The organism is Pseudomonas brassicacearum (assembly GCF_003732265.1).
Taxonomy (GTDB): Bacteria; Pseudomonadota; Gammaproteobacteria; order Pseudomonadales; family Pseudomonadaceae; genus Aquipseudomonas; species Aquipseudomonas brassicacearum_D.
Genome location: NZ_MOBK01000006.1, coordinates 804,761 through 824,421, shown reverse-complemented (window position 1 = coordinate 824,421; position 19,661 = coordinate 804,761). Strand labels below are relative to the sequence as shown.

General features: G+C 59.7%; 23 protein-coding genes. 7 read left to right on the top strand and 16 right to left on the bottom strand.

Annotation, left to right across the window (positions count from 1 at the left end):
* Positions 1-114: 114 nt before the first annotated feature.
* The 10 genes from BK660_RS16710 to BK660_RS16660 form a co-directional block, all read right to left on the bottom strand.
* A complete protein-coding gene (locus BK660_RS16710) occupies positions 115-924 on the bottom strand; it encodes a transglutaminase family protein (RefSeq protein ID WP_123434174.1) in 810 nt (269 codons plus the stop codon).
* Positions 921-1,871 (bottom strand): alpha-E domain-containing protein, encoded by a 951-nt coding sequence (locus BK660_RS16705; protein ID WP_123434173.1) that lies wholly within the window; start codon positions 1,869-1,871, stop codon positions 921-923. The genes BK660_RS16710 and BK660_RS16705 overlap by 4 nt, the downstream gene beginning before the upstream one ends.
* A 12-nt stretch (positions 1,872-1,883) precedes the next feature.
* A complete protein-coding gene (locus BK660_RS16700; protein ID WP_027922514.1) occupies positions 1,884-3,293 on the bottom strand; it encodes a circularly permuted type 2 ATP-grasp protein in 1,410 nt (469 codons plus the stop codon).
* 395 nt (positions 3,294-3,688) lie between these two features.
* A complete protein-coding gene (locus BK660_RS16695; RefSeq protein ID WP_027922513.1) occupies positions 3,689-4,030 on the bottom strand; it encodes a ribonuclease E inhibitor RraB in 342 nt (113 codons plus the stop codon).
* Between the two features lie 213 nt (positions 4,031-4,243).
* Complete coding sequence (locus tag BK660_RS16690) at positions 4,244-4,477, bottom strand: hypothetical protein (protein ID WP_123434172.1); 234 nt, start codon at positions 4,475-4,477, stop codon at positions 4,244-4,246.
* A 217-nt stretch (positions 4,478-4,694) separates the two neighbouring features.
* Positions 4,695-5,570: a polyamine aminopropyltransferase gene (gene speE, locus BK660_RS16680; protein WP_123434171.1), complete on the bottom strand. Its 876-nt coding sequence runs from the start codon at positions 5,568-5,570 to the stop codon at positions 4,695-4,697.
* A 253-nt stretch (positions 5,571-5,823) separates the two neighbouring features.
* The gene (locus tag BK660_RS16675; protein WP_123434170.1) at positions 5,824-6,015 is read right to left on the bottom strand and encodes a PLDc N-terminal domain-containing protein; all 192 of its coding nucleotides are present in this window, start codon (positions 6,013-6,015) and stop codon (positions 5,824-5,826) included.
* A gap of 64 nt (positions 6,016-6,079) precedes the next feature.
* Positions 6,080-6,610, bottom strand: a complete 531-nt coding sequence (locus BK660_RS16670) for a hypothetical protein (RefSeq protein ID WP_123434169.1) — start codon at positions 6,608-6,610, stop codon at positions 6,080-6,082.
* A 139-nt stretch (positions 6,611-6,749) separates the two neighbouring features.
* Positions 6,750-7,268: an ankyrin repeat domain-containing protein gene (locus BK660_RS16665; protein ID WP_123434168.1), complete on the bottom strand. Its 519-nt coding sequence runs from the start codon at positions 7,266-7,268 to the stop codon at positions 6,750-6,752.
* Positions 7,269-7,364: 96 nt separating this feature from the next.
* A complete protein-coding gene (locus BK660_RS16660; RefSeq protein WP_123434167.1) occupies positions 7,365-9,203 on the bottom strand; it encodes a long-chain-acyl-CoA synthetase in 1,839 nt (612 codons plus the stop codon).
* 340 nt (positions 9,204-9,543) lie between these two features.
* On the opposite strand from BK660_RS16660, the gene BK660_RS16655 reads away from it, so the two are divergent.
* The gene (locus BK660_RS16655) at positions 9,544-9,822 is read left to right on the top strand and encodes a DUF3509 domain-containing protein (RefSeq protein WP_123434624.1); all 279 of its coding nucleotides are present in this window, start codon (positions 9,544-9,546) and stop codon (positions 9,820-9,822) included.
* A 133-nt stretch (positions 9,823-9,955) separates the two neighbouring features.
* On the opposite strand, the gene mtnC is transcribed toward BK660_RS16655, so the two are convergent.
* From mtnC to aroC, 5 genes are read right to left on the bottom strand one after another with little or no spacing between them, the layout of a single operon-like run.
* Positions 9,956-10,639, bottom strand: coding sequence for an acireductone synthase (mtnC, locus tag BK660_RS16650; RefSeq protein WP_123434166.1), 684 nt, complete (start codon positions 10,637-10,639; stop codon positions 9,956-9,958).
* Between the two features lie 4 nt (positions 10,640-10,643).
* Positions 10,644-11,189, bottom strand: a complete 546-nt coding sequence (locus BK660_RS16645; protein WP_123434165.1) for a 1,2-dihydroxy-3-keto-5-methylthiopentene dioxygenase — start codon at positions 11,187-11,189, stop codon at positions 10,644-10,646.
* Positions 11,190-11,209: 20 nt separating this feature from the next.
* The gene (locus BK660_RS16640; RefSeq protein ID WP_123434164.1) at positions 11,210-11,836 is read right to left on the bottom strand and encodes a methylthioribulose 1-phosphate dehydratase; all 627 of its coding nucleotides are present in this window, start codon (positions 11,834-11,836) and stop codon (positions 11,210-11,212) included.
* Positions 11,833-12,978, bottom strand: a complete 1,146-nt coding sequence (locus tag BK660_RS16635) for an MFS transporter (RefSeq protein ID WP_027922502.1) — start codon at positions 12,976-12,978, stop codon at positions 11,833-11,835. The genes BK660_RS16640 and BK660_RS16635 overlap by 4 nt, the downstream gene beginning before the upstream one ends.
* A 34-nt stretch (positions 12,979-13,012) precedes the next feature.
* Complete coding sequence (gene aroC / locus BK660_RS16630) at positions 13,013-14,104, bottom strand: chorismate synthase (RefSeq protein WP_007914036.1); 1,092 nt, start codon at positions 14,102-14,104, stop codon at positions 13,013-13,015.
* 130 nt (positions 14,105-14,234) lie between these two features.
* On the opposite strand from aroC, the gene BK660_RS16625 reads away from it, so the two are divergent.
* Positions 14,235-15,188 (top strand): alpha/beta hydrolase, encoded by a 954-nt coding sequence (locus tag BK660_RS16625; RefSeq protein ID WP_123434163.1) that lies wholly within the window; start codon positions 14,235-14,237, stop codon positions 15,186-15,188.
* Positions 15,189-15,283: 95 nt separating this feature from the next.
* Positions 15,284-16,075, top strand: a complete 792-nt coding sequence (locus BK660_RS16620) for a hypothetical protein (RefSeq protein WP_123434162.1) — start codon at positions 15,284-15,286, stop codon at positions 16,073-16,075.
* A 114-nt stretch (positions 16,076-16,189) separates the two neighbouring features.
* On the opposite strand, the gene prmB is transcribed toward BK660_RS16620, so the two are convergent.
* Positions 16,190-17,098, bottom strand: a complete 909-nt coding sequence (gene prmB, locus BK660_RS16615) for a 50S ribosomal protein L3 N(5)-glutamine methyltransferase (protein WP_123434161.1) — start codon at positions 17,096-17,098, stop codon at positions 16,190-16,192.
* A gap of 239 nt (positions 17,099-17,337) precedes the next feature.
* Between prmB and BK660_RS16610 the strand changes: the two genes are divergently transcribed.
* The 4 genes from BK660_RS16610 (at position 17,338) to folE (ending at position 19,646) form a co-directional block, all read left to right on the top strand.
* Positions 17,338-17,928, top strand: a complete 591-nt coding sequence (locus BK660_RS16610) for a cysteine hydrolase family protein (RefSeq protein WP_027922498.1) — start codon at positions 17,338-17,340, stop codon at positions 17,926-17,928.
* 131 nt (positions 17,929-18,059) lie between these two features.
* On the top strand, positions 18,060-18,380 hold the full coding sequence (locus BK660_RS16605; protein ID WP_123434160.1) for a hypothetical protein: 321 nt from the start codon (positions 18,060-18,062) through the stop codon (positions 18,378-18,380).
* A gap of 85 nt (positions 18,381-18,465) precedes the next feature.
* Entirely contained in the window at positions 18,466-19,023 is a 558-nt protein-coding gene (locus tag BK660_RS16600) for a Smr/MutS family protein (protein WP_123434159.1), read from the top strand.
* Between the two features lie 77 nt (positions 19,024-19,100).
* On the top strand, positions 19,101-19,646 hold the full coding sequence (folE, locus tag BK660_RS16595) for a GTP cyclohydrolase I FolE (RefSeq protein ID WP_003204506.1): 546 nt from the start codon (positions 19,101-19,103) through the stop codon (positions 19,644-19,646).
* Positions 19,647-19,661 lie beyond the last annotated feature (15 nt).

The window sequence follows — 19,661 nt, the reverse complement described above, 5'->3', positions numbered from 1 at the left end:
TCCCCCAAGGAGTGAGCCTGCTCGCGATAGCGGTGTGTCAGTCACAGATTTGCTGACTGGAAGACCGCTATCGCGAGCAGGCTCACTCCTACAAGGGATTTGTGACGCTCCTGATTATTGCTGTTGAACGGAGATAACCGGCATCGGTGTCGGCGACACAAACACCTTTGCATGCATCTGCTCGCACCCGCCGCCCCGGCGCATTCCGCGTACCGGGCAGGCATCCAGGTAATCCAGGCCCACCGCCAGTTTCAAATGCCGTTCCGGGCGGGCCAATTCGTTGGTCACGTCAAAGCTGTACCACGCATCATCCAGCCACGCTTCTGCCCAGGCATGACTGGCCAGGTGTTCGCTGTTCTCGCTGTACAGATAACCCGACACATACCGCGACGGAATGCCCAGGCTTCGCGCGCAAGCGAGAAACGCATGGGTGTGGTCCTGGCAGACGCCGGAACGTCCGGCAAAGGACTGGGCCGCGCTGGTGTCGACTTCGGTCGAGCCCGGCGTGTAGGTCATGTGCTGGTTCAGGCCATGCATCAAGTCGATCAGCGCGGTGCGATCCCGACGGGTCTTGCATTCCTTTTGCGCGAACGCTCGCAAGGCTTCGTCGGCTTCGGTCAGCCGGGTGAAACGCAGGAACGGCAGCGCCGACTGGCTCTCATGCTCGGCTTCGCGCAGTTCATCAATATCCACCTGACCACGGGCGCCGATGATGATCGCCTCGTGCGGCTCGTCCATGGTCAGCACGTGCAGGATATTGCCGAACGGGTCGAGTTGCGCGCGTACCGGGCGCGGCAGGTCGAGTTGCCAGCTGAGCACGTGCTGGCGTTCGCTGTCGTGGGGTGTCAGTCGCAGGTACTGGATGCTCGCCCGCACCTGATCTTCATAGTGATAGGTGGTTTCGTGGCTTATGGAAAGTCTCATGCAGCCTCCAGGTAAGAACTGTGAATGGCGTTACCCAACTGGCGCACCAGCGGGATGAATTCGGTCAGCCAGGCGTGCAGGCCTTCGTCGAGAATTTCGGTGATGCCGGTGTAGCGCAGGCGTGCGTCGATCTCGGCGGCCAGGCGTTGCGCGGGACGGCCGTTGGCCCCCGGCAGGCTGGCGAGGATCTGGTCGATTTCTTCAGTGCAGGCTCGCAAGGAGCGCGGTACATCGGCCCGCAGTAACAGCAACTCCGCCACATGCCGGGCACCGGGGGCGTCGCGGTAGATCTCGGTGTACGCCTCGAACGACGACAGCGCACGCAGCAAGGCGCTCCACTGGTAATAGGCGTGCGCCGTGCCGTCACTGACCGCTTCGGCTTGATCACCGGCCATTTCGTAGCGCGCATCGAGCAGGCGCAGCGTGTTGTCGGCCCTTTCGATAAACGTCCCCAGACGAATGAAGCGGAACGCATCGTTACGCATGATGGTGCCGTAGGACGCGCCCCGGAACAGGTGGGAACGTTCCTTGATCCACTCGCAAAAACGGCTCATGCCGTAGCGGCTCAAGCCCTGTTCGGCGATCCCGCGAATTTCCAGCCACGTAGCGTTGATGTTTTCCCACATGTCGGCGGTGATTCGCCCACGCACCGCATGGGCACTGGCTCGCGCCGAACCGAGGCAGCTGTAGATGCTCGCCGGGTTGGCCGCATCGAGGGCGAAGAAATGCAGCAGCCGTTCGGCATGCAATTCGCCGTGGCGCTCCAGGTAATCGTCCAGGGTGCCGGTAATCAACAACGGCATCGCGAGTTCGTGCAGACCGTCACCGCGACCATCCTGCGGCATCAACGACAGCGAATAACTGATGTCGAGCATCCGTGCGAGGTTTTCCGCCCGCTCCAGGTAACGCGACATCCAATACAAATCCGAGGCAGTTCTACTTAACATGGCAGGCTTCCTTCAATCCTCGACCACCCAGGTGTCCTTGGTTCCGCCACCCTGGGAGGAATTCACCACCAGGGAGCCTTCACGCAGGGCGACACGGGTCAAACCGCCGGGCACGACCCGGGTTTCGCGGCCAGACAATACAAACGGACGCAGGTCGATGTGGCGTGGCGCAATGCCGTTTTCGACAAAGGTCGGACAGGTCGACAGGGACAACGTCGGTTGCGCGATGTACGCGTGGGGCTTGGCTTTGATCCGTGCACGGAACGATTCGATTTCCGCCGCCGTCGCCGCCGGCCCCACCAGCATTCCGTAACCGCCGGAGCCCTGGGTTTCCTTGACCACCAGATCCGGAAGGTTGGCCAGTACGTGGGACAATTCAGAGGGATTGCGGCACTGGAAGGTCGGCACGTTCTTCAGGATCGGTTCTTCGTCGAGGTAGAACCGGATCATGTCGGTGACAAACGGGTACACCGACTTGTCGTCTGCCACCCCGGTGCCGATGGCATTCGCCAGCACGACGTTGCCGGAACGGTACGACGACAGCAGCCCCGGAACGCCGAGCATCGAGTCCGGATTGAACGCCAGGGGATCGAGGAACGCGTCGTCGAGGCGACGGTAGATCACGTCGACGGCTTTCGGCCCGTCCGTGGTGCGCATGAACACCTTGTCGTCGCGCACGAACAGGTCTGCACCCTCCACCAGTTCAACCCCCATCTCCCGAGCTAGAAAGGCATGCTCGAAAAACGCGCTGTTGAAGCGACCCGGCGTCAGCACCACCACACTCGGGTTGTCGATCGGGCTGGAGCTTTTCAGGGTATCCAGAAGCAGATTCGGATAGTGATCGATAGGCGCAATGCGTTGCGCCGCGAACAGTTCGGGGAACAGGCGCATCATCATCTTGCGGTCTTCGAGCATGTAACTCACGCCGCTCGGTGTCCGCAGGTTGTCTTCGAGCACGTAGTACGTGCCGTCGCCGTCGCGCACCAGATCGACGCCAGAGATGTGCGAATAGATATCCCGGTGCAGATCCAGCCCTTGCATCGCCAACTGGTATTGCTCGTTGGCCAGCACTTGCTCGGCCGGGATGATGCCGGCCTTGATGATGCGCTGCTCGTGATAGAGGTCGGCAAGGAACATGTTCAGTGCCTTGACCCGCTGAATGCAGCCGCGCTCGACGACCCGCCATTCACTGGCAGGAATACTGCGGGGGATGGTATCGAAAGGAATCAGGCGCTCTGTCCCCTGCTCGTCCCCATAGAGCGTGAAGGTAATCCCGGCGCGATGAAATAACAGATCGGCCTCGCGTCGCCGTTGTGCCAGAAGCTCGTCAGGCGTTTCGGCCAGCCAACGGGCAAACTCCCGATAATGCGGACGGACCTGGCCGCCGGCATCGTACATTTCATCAAAATAGGTGCGGATCATGCCGTACTCCTTGTCACCCGGACATCTAGGCATCGCAAGGCCCGTGCCAGCGGCAGAAACGCTTTTATATCAATCGGTTGGATAATCGCCGCGTTTGCATCGCACCATTCCTGTGCAGCAAACGCCCCAACCTGACAGCCCCCGCTTCATTGCAAGGCGACGTTGTCGCCTATCACCAGCATAGTCAGAGTTGATTTCACTGCCCGGCCGCCGGTGCGGATAATCCGCGCATTCGCTGGAAAAACAGCCCGAACTTCCCTTTAGCCGCCTGCTCAGGCGGTTTTTTTTGCGCCGGATTCTTGTTTCAGGGTTTTGCCGGACGTGTTTTACGACCCCCGCAAACTAAAACGGCCAACCCGAAGGTCAGCCGTTAGTGCGTGTCACTGTTCATAGGATTATGCGAGTAGCCCTCGTACCTCCTGCTTGACGCCCCATCCTTCGATGATGCCGCCCAGAGGCTCGACCACTGCCTCGAAGCCTTGCTCGAAATCGCCGATGTCATCGTAAGTGGCGTACATGACTTTGCTCAGTTCGAGCGCCCATGCACCGTCGTCGCGCACACTGATTTGCGCATTCAGGGATTCACCACGGTAATGACCTGCTGCTCTGCGGGCCCGCTCCTCGTCGGGAAAAATGGCGTAGAACTCGATGGGGTGGAATCTTGAAAAGTCGAAACCGCCTTCTTTCATGCGGCGCAGCACCGAGCTGCTGATGTCTTCTTGATAGGCTGTGCTCATGAATCGTCCCCTTCATAGTGATGGATAGACTTTCCGTATTCCCGGCACGCGCAACCGAGTGGTGCGCGCGATGCGGCAACCTCGTTGCCGGAGGGAAGCAAGCATGTAGCTGACAAGACCAGACCTTAGCGATCCATTCGCTGATCTCGATTGCAGAGTAGTCTCAAGAGAGAGCTGCTGCCAAGGCCTGGATGAGAATGAGACAGGCGAGGTTCAGATTGGCTGGATGCCGAGGATTTGTATGCTGTTCTGGGTCTTTAGACTTTTGACGGTCGCATCGGGAGTTCGCCCTTCCAGATCGTTCAGATCCAGTTCGGCGGCGACAGGCAGGAGTCGGGCCTTGATGAGTTTGGCGGCGTGCTCGTTGTCCGGGCACTCGTCGCACTCAAAGACTTCATCGACTGTTTCACCGTGATCATCCACGAAAGTGATTTTCCACTTTTGCATCAGTGCCTCCTCGATAAAGCCCATGGATGGGCTTACATGCATCTGGACTTTTGCGCTGACTGATCGTTCAAACGAATTGCGGTGTTCTGACAGGAAACACATGCCCCTTGTGGGAGCGGGCTTGCTCGCGAATGCGGTGGTTCAGTCAATATATCTGTCGATTGAACTACCGCGTTCGCGAGCAAGCCCGCTCCCACATTGGGGTTGGGTACAACCTTTAGTCGTTGCTTGGCTTGTTAACGGCTTGCAGCACGTATTGCGGCAAGGCGAAGGCGCCGATGTGGATTTCTGGATTGTAATAGCGGGTGATGATGCCGCTGCCGGCGAAACGCTGTTGCAGGGTTTCACGGGACAATTTGCGATAAGCGGTATTGGTCGCGCCCCAAGCGAATGTCATCGAGCCGCCGATGTAGGTCGGCACGGCCGCCTGATAGAAGTGCCAGTCCGGGAACAGGCTGCGCAGACGCCCGGCGGTGGTTTTGACTTCTTCGATCTGCATGAACGGGGTGCCGTTCTGGGTGACCAGAATGCCGCCTTCGTTCAGGCAGCGACGGCAGGCCTGGTAGAAGTTTTCCGAGAACAGCACTTCGCCCGGACCGATCGGGTCGGTGGAGTCGGAAATGATTACGTCGAACTTTTCAGTGGTGGTCGCAACGAAGCGCATGCCGTCGTCGATCACCAGATTCAGGCGAGGATCTTCGAACGCACCTTTGGAGTGGTTCGGCAGGAATTCCTTGCACATGTCGACCACGGTGCCATCGATCTCGACCATGGTGATGTGCTCGATGCTGCGGTGCTTGGCCACTTCACGCAGCATGCCGCCGTCGCCGCCGCCGATGATCAGCACGCGCTTGGCGCTGCCGTGCGCCAGGATCGGCACGTGGGTGAGCATTTCGTGGTAGATGAATTCATCGGCTTCGGTGGTCTGGATCACCCCGTCCAGCGCCATCACCCGGCCCATGCGCGGGTTTTCGAAAATCACCAGGTGCTGGTGTTCGGTGCGCACTTCGTGCAGCAGTTTTTCCATGCGAAAACGCTGGCCGTAGCCTTCGTAGAGGGTTTCCAGGTATTCGCTGGTAGGGGTATTGCTCATGGGAAGTGCTCCGATGAATGCGGGTGGCAACGGACGGTTACCCGCCCATGATGGCCAATCGAGCGGCTCGATTAACCAGGAAAGGCGCGCATTCTACGTCGCGGAAGATGACAGGTCGAACCTCTTGATCGGCTCACCTCAATCCCTTTGTAGGAGTGAGCCTGCTCGCGAAAGCGGTTTGCCTCTCACATTGATGTTGGATGTGGTGCCGCTATCGCGAGCAGGCTCACTCCCACAGGGGGAAAGTGTTGGCTCAGACCCGCACGTTGCCCCGTGGCCCGGCAATGGCCCAGATGATCAGGCCCAACACCGGCAGGAACGCGATCAACAGCACCCAGAGGATTTTCATCCCGGTGGTGGCGCCACTTTTAAACACGTTGATGATGGCCCAGATATCCAGCACGAAAATGATCAAGGCGACCAGGCTGTTGAACGTAGAACCCATGGTGACGCTCCCTAAGAGTGATGTGCACCCTTAGGATAGCCGGGCGTTGCGAGGGTTCCGCTTTTTATACGTGAATCGCGATCTTCAGCGCTTCCAGCGACGGCGCAGCGGTGATGCCGACTTCGGCGCACAGCTCCAGCACGCGCGGCACGTCGTTGCCGTAGACCAGCACCACTTGCAGCTCGTCGTCGAGCAACTGGCTGAAGTTCATCAGCGTGTAACCGCCGTTTTCCTTGTTCATGCTGCCCATCTGCACCTGGATGCGGTTGAGCGCGGTCAGGGCTTCGGTCTTGGCCAGTTGCTTGGGTTTGATATTGAAATCAACGCCAGGGCCGAACGAGGCGACGATCTGGGCGAACAAGTCCATGTAGGTATCGGCCTGGAACAGCACCGTCTCCGGCAGGCTGCCGACCACCACCCATTCACCCAGCGGGATCGGGAAGGTGTCGTCGTAATTGATATCCGGGTTGGCTATCAGGAAAGCCTGAGGATCGGCATAAGCCTGAGCCGCTTCGTCAGCGACCTTGAGGATTTCGTCATCGCTCATGCACCCGGAGCTGATTTTGCTGATGAGTTCGACGAGTGCGGCTTTCATGAGGTGATCCTGTAGCGAATGAATTTTGAGGGCGCGAAGGATAGCGCATTGATTGCGTTTGGCCCATTCGCGAGCAGGCTCGCTCCGACTTTGGAATGCATCCTCCTGTGGGAGCGAGCCTGCTCGCGAAGACATACTGTCAGCCAATCAGTTTTTCCAGCTGGGCGATAGTGTCAACTGCGCCGAGGGTTTTCGCGGCATCGAGGACCGACACGCCGTCGGCGTCCTTGGCTTTCGGATCGGCACCTTTGCTGATCAGGTAGTCGACGATTTCGACACGGTTGAACATCGCCGCCATCATCAGCGCAGTACGGCCATCAAACGATGAACCTTCCACTTGCGCGCCGCCCTCGACCAAGGCCTTGACCACCGCCAGGTCGCCCTTGAACGCGGCACCGGCAATCGGGCTCTGGCCGTTGTCGTTGCGGATTTCCGGATCGGCCTTGTGTTCGAGCAGGACTTTCACGGTGTCCACGTGGCCGTGGTAGGCGGCCAGCATCAGCAAGGTGTCGCCCTTGTGGTTACGCAGGTTGGGCGGCAGGCCTTTGGTCAGCAGCGCAGCCATCATGGCCGCATCGCCCTCGCGCGCCTTATTGAATACCTGTTCGGCAAATTCAGCGGCTTCTTCGGGGGTCATCTGGCGGCTTTGGTCTGACATCGGGGGCTCCCTGTTCGGTTATTCGCAAAGCCGACAGTTTCCCGAGCAGCCCCCACGCTGTCACTTGTTTTTTCTCAAGGGCGGCCATAGGCACATTCAATAGCGGTACTTGCCGCCGTGAATATCCGCCAGCACCTGCTCGGTCACCTGCACGTAAGTCTGGGTGCCGGGCAGCCAGGCGTAGATCGGGTCATCGCCGGTTTTGCCGGGGTCGAAGGCTTCGTCCTTGAGGCGTGTCTTCTGGTATTTGAAGGTCCCGGTGGTTTCCATTTTCACCTTCACTCGCAGGAACAGCGGCACCGCATAAGCCGGCATTTGCTGGCGAGCGAAATCCAGCAGTTCGCTGAAGTCCAGGGTGGCCAGGGATTCGGCCGGGGTAATCGCCGCCATGCCGGCACGCCCGTTGGTGTTGTGGACTTCTACGCCATAGGCCACGGCTTCGGCGATGTGCGGGTGTTGCAGAAGAATGTTTTCCACTTCCGTGGTCGAGACGTTCTCGCCCTTCCAGCGGTAGGTGTCGCCCAAACGGTCGACGAATTGCGCATGGCCGAAACCAATGTTGCGCAGGAGGTCACCGGTGTTGAAGTACCGATCGCCCTTCTTGAACACATCATGCAGCACGACTTTTTCGGTCTTTTGCGGATCGGTGTAGCCGTCCAGCGGCGCCTTGTCGTCGATCCTCGCCAGCAACAAACCCTGTGCGCCCTTGGCCACTTTGTTCATGAAACCCTTGGCGTTGCGAATCGGCTGGCCGCTGTCGTGGTCGTAGGCCACCAGTTCCCAGGCCATCAGCGAGAAACCGATGGTGTGGTCAAAATTGAGAATGTTGGTGAAGCCGATGTTGCCGTCGCTGGCCGCATACAGTTCACAGATATGCTCGACACCGAAACGGCTCTTGAAGGCGTCCCACGCGCCGGGTCGCAAACCGTTGCCGATCATCTTTGTCACGCCGTGCTGGCTGTCCTCGGCGCAGGTGGGTTGATCCACCAGATAGCGGCACAGTTCGCCGACGTAGCCGAGGGTGGTCGCGTGGTATTTGCGTACGTCATTCCAGAATTGGCTGGCGCTGAACTTGCGGCGGATGGCAAACCCCGAGGCACCGTTGATGGCCGAGCCCCAGCACACGCAGAGCCCGGTGGCGTGATACAGCGGCAAGGTGCAATAGACGATGTCGTGCGGCTGCATGTCCAGGGCGATCAGGCCGAAACTGGCGGAGCTGCGCATCCAGCGCCCGTGCTTGAACACGCCGGCCTTGGGCAATCCGGTGGTGCCCGAGGTGTAGATATAGAAGCAAGGATCGTCGAAAAAAACCTGCTGGCTGCTGGCTGGGTTGTCGTCGACCGCGTCGACACTGGCAGTCATCAGGTTGATGAAGCCGTCGGGGGCAATGCCCGGGTGGCTATGGGTGTCTTGATCGGCGACGAACCAGGTTCGCGCCGGCGCGATGGACACCCGTTCGCGGACCTGGGCAAACGCCGGGACCAGCTCGCCACCGACAATGATCGCCACCGGGGCCACCAGGTTCAGGCTGTGCGCAAGGGTATCGCGGGTCTGCGAGGTGTTGAGCAACGCGCTGATCGCGCCGACCTTGGCCACCGCCAGAATCGTCACCAGCAGTTCCGGGCGGTTCTCGATGAAGACCGCGACCACGTCACCCTTGCCGATGCCTTGGGTAATCAGATGATGGGCAATGCGATTCGCCCACTGATTGACCTGCGTATAGGTCAGCGTCACGTCGCCCTGCAGTAACGCGGGGCCATCGGGATTGCGCAACGTCGCCTGTTCGAAACACCAGCCCAGGCCACACGGTTGGGTCGGATCCTTGACGTTGGCGACTTTCAGGCCTTTCACCACGCGGGGGATGGCTCTGGCGATCGTCGGCAGTTTGCGGAGCATCATGCCCCAGGTAATCGTGTCGTTCGGCCTGCGTTTCATCTGTGCTCCCGCTGATTTTTTTATTGTCGGGCCGCGTTCCATGAGCTCGAAAATACGTCAGCGGTTCTTGGGCTGTACACGCGGATTTTGCAATGTTTTGTATCCGCAGCCCTGCAAACGGACGATGAACCTCGACGTGCGCATTGGTTCCATCTAAACAGCAACGATCTTTCAAAATGCAGGATGCACGATGGCCATTCATGCAGATTGCACGAAAGCAAAAACCAGCCTAAAAATTAACTTATTGATTTATAACGATTTTATTAAATTAAAATACTGGCACAATCGCTGCAACTACCTCTCCATGCTTGCCATTCACGTGCAAACGGAGCTGATAGACATGAGCCTGATCCAAGAAAAATTTACCTCCCTGTTCTCCAACTTCGAAGTCACCACCCAGGCGCGTCCTGACGGCGGGATTCTGCTGACCCTGCGCAGCAGCGAAGGCCGGGTGTTTAAACGTTCGCTCTCCTACCAGCAATTGCACGCCGGTGACCAACTGACCTGGGCCATCAGTGCGATTCGCCGTGACTTGGCCGAACAGGCCAGCGAACTGCCGCAGATCTCCATGCTGCAAAGCCAGCAACGGTTTGCACTGCCGACTTATCACTCGGCGTAAATCAATCTGACGGCAACATAAAACACTGTGGGAGCGAGCCTGCTCGCGAAGAGGGTGTATCAGTCGAGATTGATATTGACTGATACGCCGCTTTCGCGAGCAGGCTCGCTCCCACAGGTCATTTACCTTGATTTTAGAAAGTGGACAGATCTACCCGTGCGAAGCTGTCGACGGTCAGATGGCCTGCGAGCTCCCCGCCCTCTCGCGCCAACCCGCAGGTCGCCATGCCGGCCGTGCGCGCTGCGTCCAGTTCTTCGACGATGTCGGACAGAAACACAATCTGCGCGGGTTCAAGACCGATGGCCTGAGTGATGCGCTGATAGGACTGCGCTTCCCGCTTGGGCCCCGACGTGGTGTCGAAATAGCCGCTGAACAGTGGCGACAAATCCCCCGCCTCCGAACAGCCGAAAATCAGCTTTTGCGCCTGAATCGAGCCCGAGGAATACACAAACAGTTGATAGCCTTCCTGATGCCAGCGCTTGAGCGCTTCAACCGCATCCGGGTAAACGTGGCCCTTCAGCTGCCCCGCCTGATAACCCTGCTCCCAGACCATGCCTTGCAACGCTTTGAGCGGCGTGGCTTTGCGGTCTTCGGCGATCCAGCCCAAGAGAATGGCGATCACCCGCTCAACGTCGGCGTCCGGCTCGGCGCTGTCGCGTCGCACGGCCGACAGTTGCTCAGCCACATCGGCGCGTTCGGCGTGCTGACGGACAAACTCCGGCAGGTGTTTGGCCGCGTAGGGAAACAGCACGTCGAACACAAAACTCACCGCGCTGGTGGTGCCTTCGATGTCGGTGAGAATCGCTTTGATCGGCATCGGTTCAGTCCTCAAGACGCGGGAAGCGGCTGGCGATGTCTTCGCCGGTGAAGTTGGCCACCCAGCCTTCAGGGTTGTTGAACAGGCGGATCGCGACGAAATGCGGATGCTCGCCCATGTCAAACCAGTGCGGCGTGCCGGCCGGCACCGAGATCAGGTCGTTCTTTTCGCACAGCACCGCGTAGACGTAATCGTCGATGTGCAGGGTAAACAGGCCACGACCCGCCACAAAAAACCGCACTTCGTCTTCGCCATGACGGTGTTCGTCGAGGAACTTGGCGCGCAGTTCGGCTTTTTGCGGGTGATCGCTGTTCAGGCTGATGACGTCGACCGTGATGTAACCGCGCTCGGTCATCAATTTGTCGATCTGTTCCTGGTACGCGGCGATCACTTCTTCCTGACTGGCACCGGGCTGGATCTTCGCCGCCGCTTGCCAGCGGTCGAAACGCACGCCCTGCTCGGCCAGGGTCGAGGCGATGTCTTCGAAATGGGTCAGCACCTTGTTCGGCAGGTCAGGGCTTGAGACGTGGTAAACGGACAGGCTGCTCATCAGGGCAACTCCTTAACGGTTCATGCGTTACGGTTGAAGAGCGCGCGCGTCTTCAACTCGCACTCGAACAAAAATTCAAAGGCCTCAATCTGCCGCAGCGCATCGCTCATGCGCGCGCCCCAGGTGTAGAGGCCATGGCCGCGAATCAGGTAGCCAACGCAATCGGGATGGGCGTCCAGCCAAGGCTGCACCTTGGCGGCGAGGCGCGCAATATCCTGATCGTTGTCGAAAATCGGTACGCGCACCCGCGACTCGTGGGTCGACACGCCGCTGAAGGCTTTTTGCAGTTCGTAGTCTTCGAACTCGATGAAATCTTCCGGGGTCAGGCGCGACAGCACCGTGGCGTTCACCGAATGGGTGTGCAGCACCGCGCCGATCTCCGCGCGCCAGCTATAGAGCTGGGTGTGCAGCAGGGTTTCGGCGGACGGCTTTTTACCCGGTTCCAGGCTGTTGCCCGACAAATCGGTGGCGAGCACATCGTCGAGCCCCAACTGACCTTTGTGCTTGCCGGACACCGTCAGCAGCGCTTCGCTCGGCGACAGGCGCGTCGAGTAGTTGCTGCTGGTGGCCGGTGACCAGCCGCGGCCATACAGAAAACGCCCGGCGTCGATGATTTCCTGGGCGAGGTGTTCACGGGTAAGGCTCATGGCCTGTCCTCTTGCAGTCGTGTGGCAATGATAACGGCAGCCGCCAGGGCTGCGAGGCTTGCAATACTAAAGGTCAACGGCGCGCCGAGGGCATTCCAGCTGTAGCCGGAATACAACGCGCCCAATGCGCCGCCGGTGCCGGCCAGTGCGGCATAAAGCGCCTGGCCCTGCCCTTGCTGGCGTGCGCCGAAACTACGTTGCACGAACTGGATGGCAGCGGCGTGAAAGCTGCCGAACGTCGCCGCGTGCAGCACCTGGGCAAACAGCAACACCCAGAGAAACTCGGCAAACGAACCGAGCAGCACCCAACGCAGGGCGGCCAGCAGGAAACTCGCCAGCAGTACCCGGCGCACAGAGAAGCGCGCAAGGATTTTGCTCATGGCCAGGAACATCAGCACTTCAGCGACCACGCCGACCGCCCAGAGCATGCCGATCACGCCACGGCTGTAGCCCAATCGTTCAAGGTGCAAGGTCAAAAACGTGTAATACGGGCCATGGCTCATCTGCATCAGCGCCACGCAGCCATAAAACGCCAACACGCCGGGGCTGCGCAATTGCTTGAGAAACCCGTCCCCCGCTTCACGAAGGCCCTGAACCGGTTGCGCGTTTGGCACCCACAGGCTGCTGACGACGATCCCGGCCATGATCAACACCAACGCCACCGGATAGATGTCGAGGCTGAGCCACTCAAACAATCGGCCCAGCAACACCACGGTAATGATGAAACCGATGGAGCCCCACAAGCGAATCTGGCTGTAGCGCGAGGTTTGGCCTTTCAAGTGAGCCAGGGTAATGACTTCGAACTGCGGCAATACCGCGTGCCAGAAGAACGCATGCAACGCCATGACCATCGCCAGCCAGGCGTAGGTCTTGCTGACGAAAATCAGTGAGAACGTCAGCAGCGTACACACCGCGCCGAAGCGCACGATGGCCAGGCGCCGGCCGGTGTAGTCACCCAGCCAGCCCCAGATATTGGGCGCGACGCAGCGCATCAGCATCGGGATGGCCACCAGCTCGCCGATGCGCGCACTGGAAAAACCCAGGTGATCGAAGTACAGCGCCAGAAACGGCGCTGTCGACCCGAGCAAGGCGAAATAGAACAGATAGAAACTGGAGAGCCGCCAGTACGGGAGCGCCGCCACGTTCGTCAGACCGCAGCGGCATTGAAGTCAGCCATTAAAGCTGACCCAGCACCGGGGTGCTCACGCGCACATCGGCGTTTTGCCCACGGTGACGCAACAGATGATCCATCAACACGATGGCCATCATCGCTTCAGCGATGGGTGTCGCGCGGATGCCGACGCACGGGTCGTGACGGCCCTTGGTGATGACGTCCACCGGGTTGCCATGAATGTCGATGGAACGGCCCGGCGTGGTGATGCTGGACGTCGGCTTCAACGCCAGGTGCGCGACGATTGGCTGACCGGACGAAATACCGCCCAGAATGCCGCCGGCATTGTTGCTGAGGAAACCTTCCGGGGTCATTTCATCGCGGTGTTCGGTGCCGCGCTGGGCAACGCTGGCGAAACCGGCGCCGATTTCCACGCCTTTCACCGCGTTGATGCTCATCAGCGCGTGGGCCAGTTCGGCATCGAGGCGGTCGAAAATCGGCTCGCCGAGGCCAGGCATTACGCCTTCAGCCACGACGGTGATTTTCGCGCCGACCGAATCCTGGTCGCGACGCAACTGGTCCATATAGGCTTCCAGCTCCGGGACTTTGTCCGGGTCAGGGCTGAAGAAAGCGTTCTCTTCCACCGAATCCCAGGTCTTGAACGGGATTTCGATCGGGCCGAGCTGGCTCATGTAGCCGCGAATGACAATGCCCTGGGTGGCCAGGTATTTCTTGGCAATCGCGCCAGCCGCTACGCGCATGGCTGTTTCCCGCGCCGAACTGCGACCGCCGCCACGGTAATCGCGCTCACCGTATTTATGGTGGTAGGTGTAGTCGGCGTGGGCCGGGCGGAACAGGTCCTTGATTGCCGAGTAGTCCTTGGACTTCTGGTCGGTGTTGCGGATCAGCAGGCCAATGGAGCAGCCGGTGGTGCGGCCTTCGAACACGCCAGAGAGGATTTCGACTTCGTCGGCTTCCTGGCGTTGCGTGGTGTGACGGCTGGTGCCAGGCTTGCGGCGGTCCAGGTCACGCTGCAAATCCTCCAGAGAAATCTCCAGCCCCGGCGGGCAGCCGTCGACAATGGCGACCAACGCCGGACCATGGCTTTCGCCCGCGGTGGTGACAGTGAACAGCTTGCCGTAGGTATTGCCGGACATGCAGGACGCTCCGTGAAATAGAACCTGAATACGTAATGCGCGCCAGTATACGCAGGCTACCCAAGTAGTTCATCCTCGAACCTTATGGGTGCCTGCGAGTCCAACCGGCACCTTTGTGAATGATGGCGTGATGATGCTGCGAGTTTTAGCCTTGAGTCTGACCTTGTTTACCGGCTACGTGCAGGCCACCGTCCTGCAACGACCTATTACGCTGGATACCGGCACCGGTGAGCTTTTCGGCTCACTGTTGCTGCCCAAATCCGACAATCCTGTGCCGGTCGTCCTGATCATTTCCGGCTCCGGTCCTACGGATCGTGACGGCAATAACACCGACGGCGGGCGCAATGACAGCCTCAAACGGCTGGCCTGGGTGCTGGCCAAACACAACATCGCCAGCGTGCGTTACGACAAACGCGGTGTGGCAGCGAGCCTTGCCGCCACGCCGGACGAACGCAATCTGTCGGTTGAAGCCTATGTGGCCGATGCCGAAGCCTGGGGCAAAAAGCTGAAAAGTGATCCGCGTTTCGGCCCGCTGATTCTGCTCGGCCACAGCGAAGGCGCCTTGATCGCCACCCTGGCGGCGCCGAGTGTGGACGCCGCGGCGGTCATCTCGCTGTCCGGCAGCGCTCGCCCGGTCGATCAAGTGTTGCGTCAACAGTTGAGCAATCAACTGCCACCGGCGCTGATGCTGCGCAGCAATGAGCTGCTCGACAGCCTCAAGGCCGGTCACACCGACGACAACGTGCCGCCTCCCCTTCAGACGATTTTCCGCCCGAGTGTGCAGCCGTACCTGATTTCATTGTTCCGTCAGGACCCGGCGGCAGCGTTCGCCAAATTGAAGATGCCGGCGTTGATCATTCAGGGCAGCAACGACATTCAGGTCGGTGTCGGTGACGCCAGGCTGCTGAAAGCCGCCAAACCGGATGCCGAGCTGGCGTTGATCGAGGGCATGAACCACGTCATGCGCATCGTTCCCAACGACGTCAAACGGCAATTGGCCTCGTATAAAGACCCGCAATTGCCACTGGCGGCCGAGCTTGGCACGCGCATCCTCGGGTTTATTGACGGACTTCGCCCCAGTTAAGCGCTGTTAGCCCTCCAGTCCTGTCAAAAACGGCCGATAAGCCTTTGTCGCCAGCGCAATGGCTGGCGGCAGGGCTTGGACAGGATCTCGCCGTTATGACTGATACCCAGACTTCACCCGACACCACCGCTGAAAAAGACGCACCGCCAGCGGTTGAGCTGCCGTGGGCGGACGTCCACGTCGAGCACCACAAGATGCTCCGTCTGGCGCCGCTGAAAACCGACCGCAACACCGGCGGGCGACCGCTGCGCTTTGTCGAATTCGGCTATGCCGAACGCAACAGCAAGGAGCAGAGCCTGATGCGCATGAGCATCACCCTGCCCGGCCAGCGTGTGCGCAAAGAACAGAATCACCTCGACGTGTGGGTCGATCACACCACCAAGCGTGTGCATTTCGGGCCTGACAGTGGCCTGCAGATTGAACCGATGAACCGTGGCATCGGCCGCTTCATGGCTGCTCAAGGGATTACCTGGGCGAAGAAGCGCTGGTCCGGTTACACCGTCGACGGCATGGATCTGAACAACAAGGATGCGCTGAACGAAGACACCCGCCTGCGCCGCGATCACTTCCTCAAGGCCCATGGTTTTGAAGTGGTGTATGCCGACGCCCAGCATTTGAAGGGCAGCGTCAAAGACGTGCAGGTCGGTGACCTGTCGGGCGAGTGGAACACTGAAAAGCTGCAACTGGTGGAAATTCTCGAAGCCGCGCAGATGCTTCAGCAGGCCGAACAGAACCTGGCCGAGCAGGAAGTGAAGCTGAAGAAGCACGAGGAAAAAGTCAGCAAGTACAAGCGTGAAGACGCCGGGCTGCGCTTTACCATTACATGCCTGGTGGCGTTTGCGGTGTTTCAGGCGGGGTTGTTGATCTGGATTGCTACACACCGCTGATGGCTTTTTGTGGCGAGGGGGCTTGCCCCCGTTGGGCTGCGAAGCGGCCCCAAAAAGAGGGACTGCTGCGCAGTCCAACGGGGGCAAGCCCCCTCGCCACAAAAGCGGATTCAGTCAGACGCGAGAAGCGAACAGTGCCTGATGATCGCGGCACTGTTCAGCCGTCAACATGAACACCCCATGCCCGCCACGCTCGAAATCGAGCCACGCAAAATCGACTTCCGGGTACAGCGCGTCGACGTGAACCTGGCTATTGCCCACCTCGACAATCAGCAAACCCTTCTCGGTCAGATGATCTGCGGCTTCAGCCAGCATGCGCCGTACCAGGTTCAAGCCGTCATCGCCACACGCCAGGCCCAGCTCCGGTTCGTGCTGATACTCGTCCGGCATATCGGCGAAATCTTCCGCGTCGACGTAGGGCGGGTTCGACACGATCAGGTCGAAACGTTGACCCGGCAAACCATCAAAGCCATCGCCCTGAACCGTGTACACGCGCTCATCGACACCGTGACGCTCGATGTTCTGATTGGCCACTTCCAGCGCTTCGAACGACAAATCCGCCAGCACCACTTCGGCGTTCTGGAACTCGTAGGCGCAGGCGATACCGATGCAACCGGAACCGGTGCACAGGTCGAGAATGCGCGCAGGCTCGGCACCCAACCACGGCTCGAAGCGTTTTTCGATCAGCTCGCCAATCGGTGAACGCGGGATCAGCACACGTTCGTCGACGATGAAGGACATGCCGCAGAACCACGCTTCGCCCAACAGGTAAGCGGTCGGAATGCGTTCTTCGATGCGGCGCTTGAGCATGCGTTGCAATTTGACCAGCTCATCGTCTTCCAGCGCGCAGTCGAGGTAGCTGTCGGCGATTTCCCACGGCAAGTGCAAGGCACCCAACACCAGTTGACGGGCTTCGTCCCAGGCGTTGTCGGTCCCATGCCCGAAAAACAGATCCTCCCCATGGAAGCGGCTGACGGCCCAACGGATGTGGTCACGCAGGGTACGAAGGCGGGAAGTGATCACGGCGGCAAACTCCAGAAAAAACGACTGGCGATTCTAACAGCCAAAACGCGCCACGACGACGCAGGAAAAACACCGGACCAGATGTAGGACCTATCCCTTTTTGCCGCTGGCTATTGAACAAATCCGCTGACTTGACAAGGCTGCGAGCCAGTAATGACGGCGCCTACGATAGTAGCGATTCACAGAACCGCTCAGCCAGAGGACAATGTCGCAAAAGCCCCACTCCAAGGAGCCCCAGAATGTCCGTTCCAAAAACGATGTTTCAACTCAGCGGCCGCGGTTACGCAGCAGCCAATCTGAGCCATGCGACCCTTGTCATCATCGATGCCCAGAAGGAATACCTCAGCGGTCCGCTGGCCCTGAGCGGCATGGACGCTGCCGTCGCGAACATCAAGCAATTGCTGGCGGCTGCCCGCGCGGCCGGCCGCCCCATCGTGCATGTACGCCACCTCGGTACGGTCGGCGGGCTGTTCGACCCACAAGGCGAGCGCGGTGAGTTCATCCCCGGCCTTGAGCCACAGGCCGACGAAACCATCCTCGGTAAATTGCTGCCGAGTGCTTTCCACGGCACCGAACTGGCCAAACGACTGGAAGACCTCGGCGCCCTTGACCTGATCGTCTGCGGTTTCATGAGCCATTCCAGCGTCAGCACCACGGTGCGTGCCGCAAAGAACCTGGGTTTCCGTTGCACGCTGGTGGAAGACGCCTGCGCCACGCGCGACTTGCCTTACAAGGGCGGCGTACTGAGTGCCGAGCACGTTCAGCAGACCGAAATGGCGATCATGGCGGACAATTTCGCCACCCTCGCGCTCACTCACGATCTGATTTGATCGGCCCACGATGAGCGGCCAATAGCGCCGCTCATCTGCAAAAGCCTCTCGTTTGCCGCAATTGTCTTAGCCTCAGGAACATCCCGGTCAACTCCCGGTCGAAGGGCCGATACCCATTGAGGAAGGTCGGAATGAAGTTATCCGATGGTTTTGACGCTCGCCGCTTGCGGCCCAAAGGCCAACGCAACTGGCGTTTTCGTATTGGCGCGGCGTTTGCCGCGCTGCTGGCAACGTGCGGTGTATTGCTCGCCATGGCCGCTGCCGCCAGCCTGTTTGGCCACGTCCCCGCGCTGGGCGAACTGAACACCAGCCGCACCGGTGCGGCGGTGGTCCTGGCGGTCGGCCTGTTCGTGCTGTACCTCGGTGTGTGGCTGTGGCGTCGCTGCCGGCGCCGTTCGCGTCAGTCGCGTGAGCTGAACATGTCCCCGCACCTGATGAAAAAACACGATTGAACCGAGGCCTGGCATTTGCCGGGCCTCAATTGTTATGGATAGCGCCTCGACTTGGGTAAACTGGCCGACCTTCGCGGAGGCTGACATGCAAGACGACGATTTTTCCCTGTTCAAAAGTGCGATCCAAGGCGTCAAGCCGATCAAGCACGATCGCGCCGAAACCGGCAAACCCAAGGCCGACCGCGCGCAAATCGCCAAGCTGCGTCAAGCCGCAACCATTCGTACCGATGCCACGACCGTGGATGGGCTGTCCGATCAGTTCGTCATCGATGTCGGTCCGGAAGACGAGTTGATGTGGGCCCGTGACGGCGTCCAGGAAAGCCAGATGCGCAAACTCAAGATCGGGCAGATTCCGTTCGAGGGCAGCCTCGACCTGCACGGCATGAGCGTGGAAAAGGCTCGGGAAACTCTCTGGGCTTTCCTGGCCGAAGCCACCAAGTTCGAAATTCGCTGCGTGCGCGTCACCCACGGCAAAGCCGTGCGTCTGGACGGCAAGCGGCCGATGATCAAGAGTCACGTCAATACGTGGTTGCGCCAGCATTCACAGGTGCTCGGCTTCACCTCGTGCCAGGCTAAACATGGCGGCGCCGGAGCGGTTTATGTGATGCTCAAACGCACCATGATGGAAGGTCGCGACGAGTAAAGCTGTCGCGTCATGCTTGCAGCGCCGTGTTTGCCACCGTACCCTTGCCCTTTGCGAAAATCCCCACAGGTAGTTTCATGTCCCTGGAACAGAATTACACCGCGATTCTCGGCCAACTGGGCGAGGACGTCTCCCGCGAGGGCCTGCTCGACACGCCAAAACGTGCCGCCAAAGCCATGCAGTACCTTTGCCGCGGCTATGAACAGACATTGGAAGAAGTCACCAACGGTGCCTTGTTCAGCTCTGACAACAGCGAAATGGTGCTGGTCAAGGACATCGAGCTGTACTCGTTGTGCGAACACCACCTGCTGCCGTTCATCGGCAAGGCACACGTCGCTTACATCCCGAGCGGCAAAGTATTAGGCCTGTCGAAAGTGGCGCGCATCGTCGACATGTATGCTCGCCGCCTGCAGATCCAGGAAAACCTCAGCCGCCAGATCGCCGATGCGGTCCAGCAAGTCACCGGCGCCCTGGGCGTTGCGGTAGTGATCGAGGCCAAGCACATGTGCATGATGATGCGCGGTGTGGAGAAACAGAATTCGTCGATGATCACGTCGGTGATGCTGGGTGAGTTCCGCGAAAACGCGGCGACTCGCAGCGAGTTTCTCAGCCTGATCAAGTAACGTGCGGCACGAAGA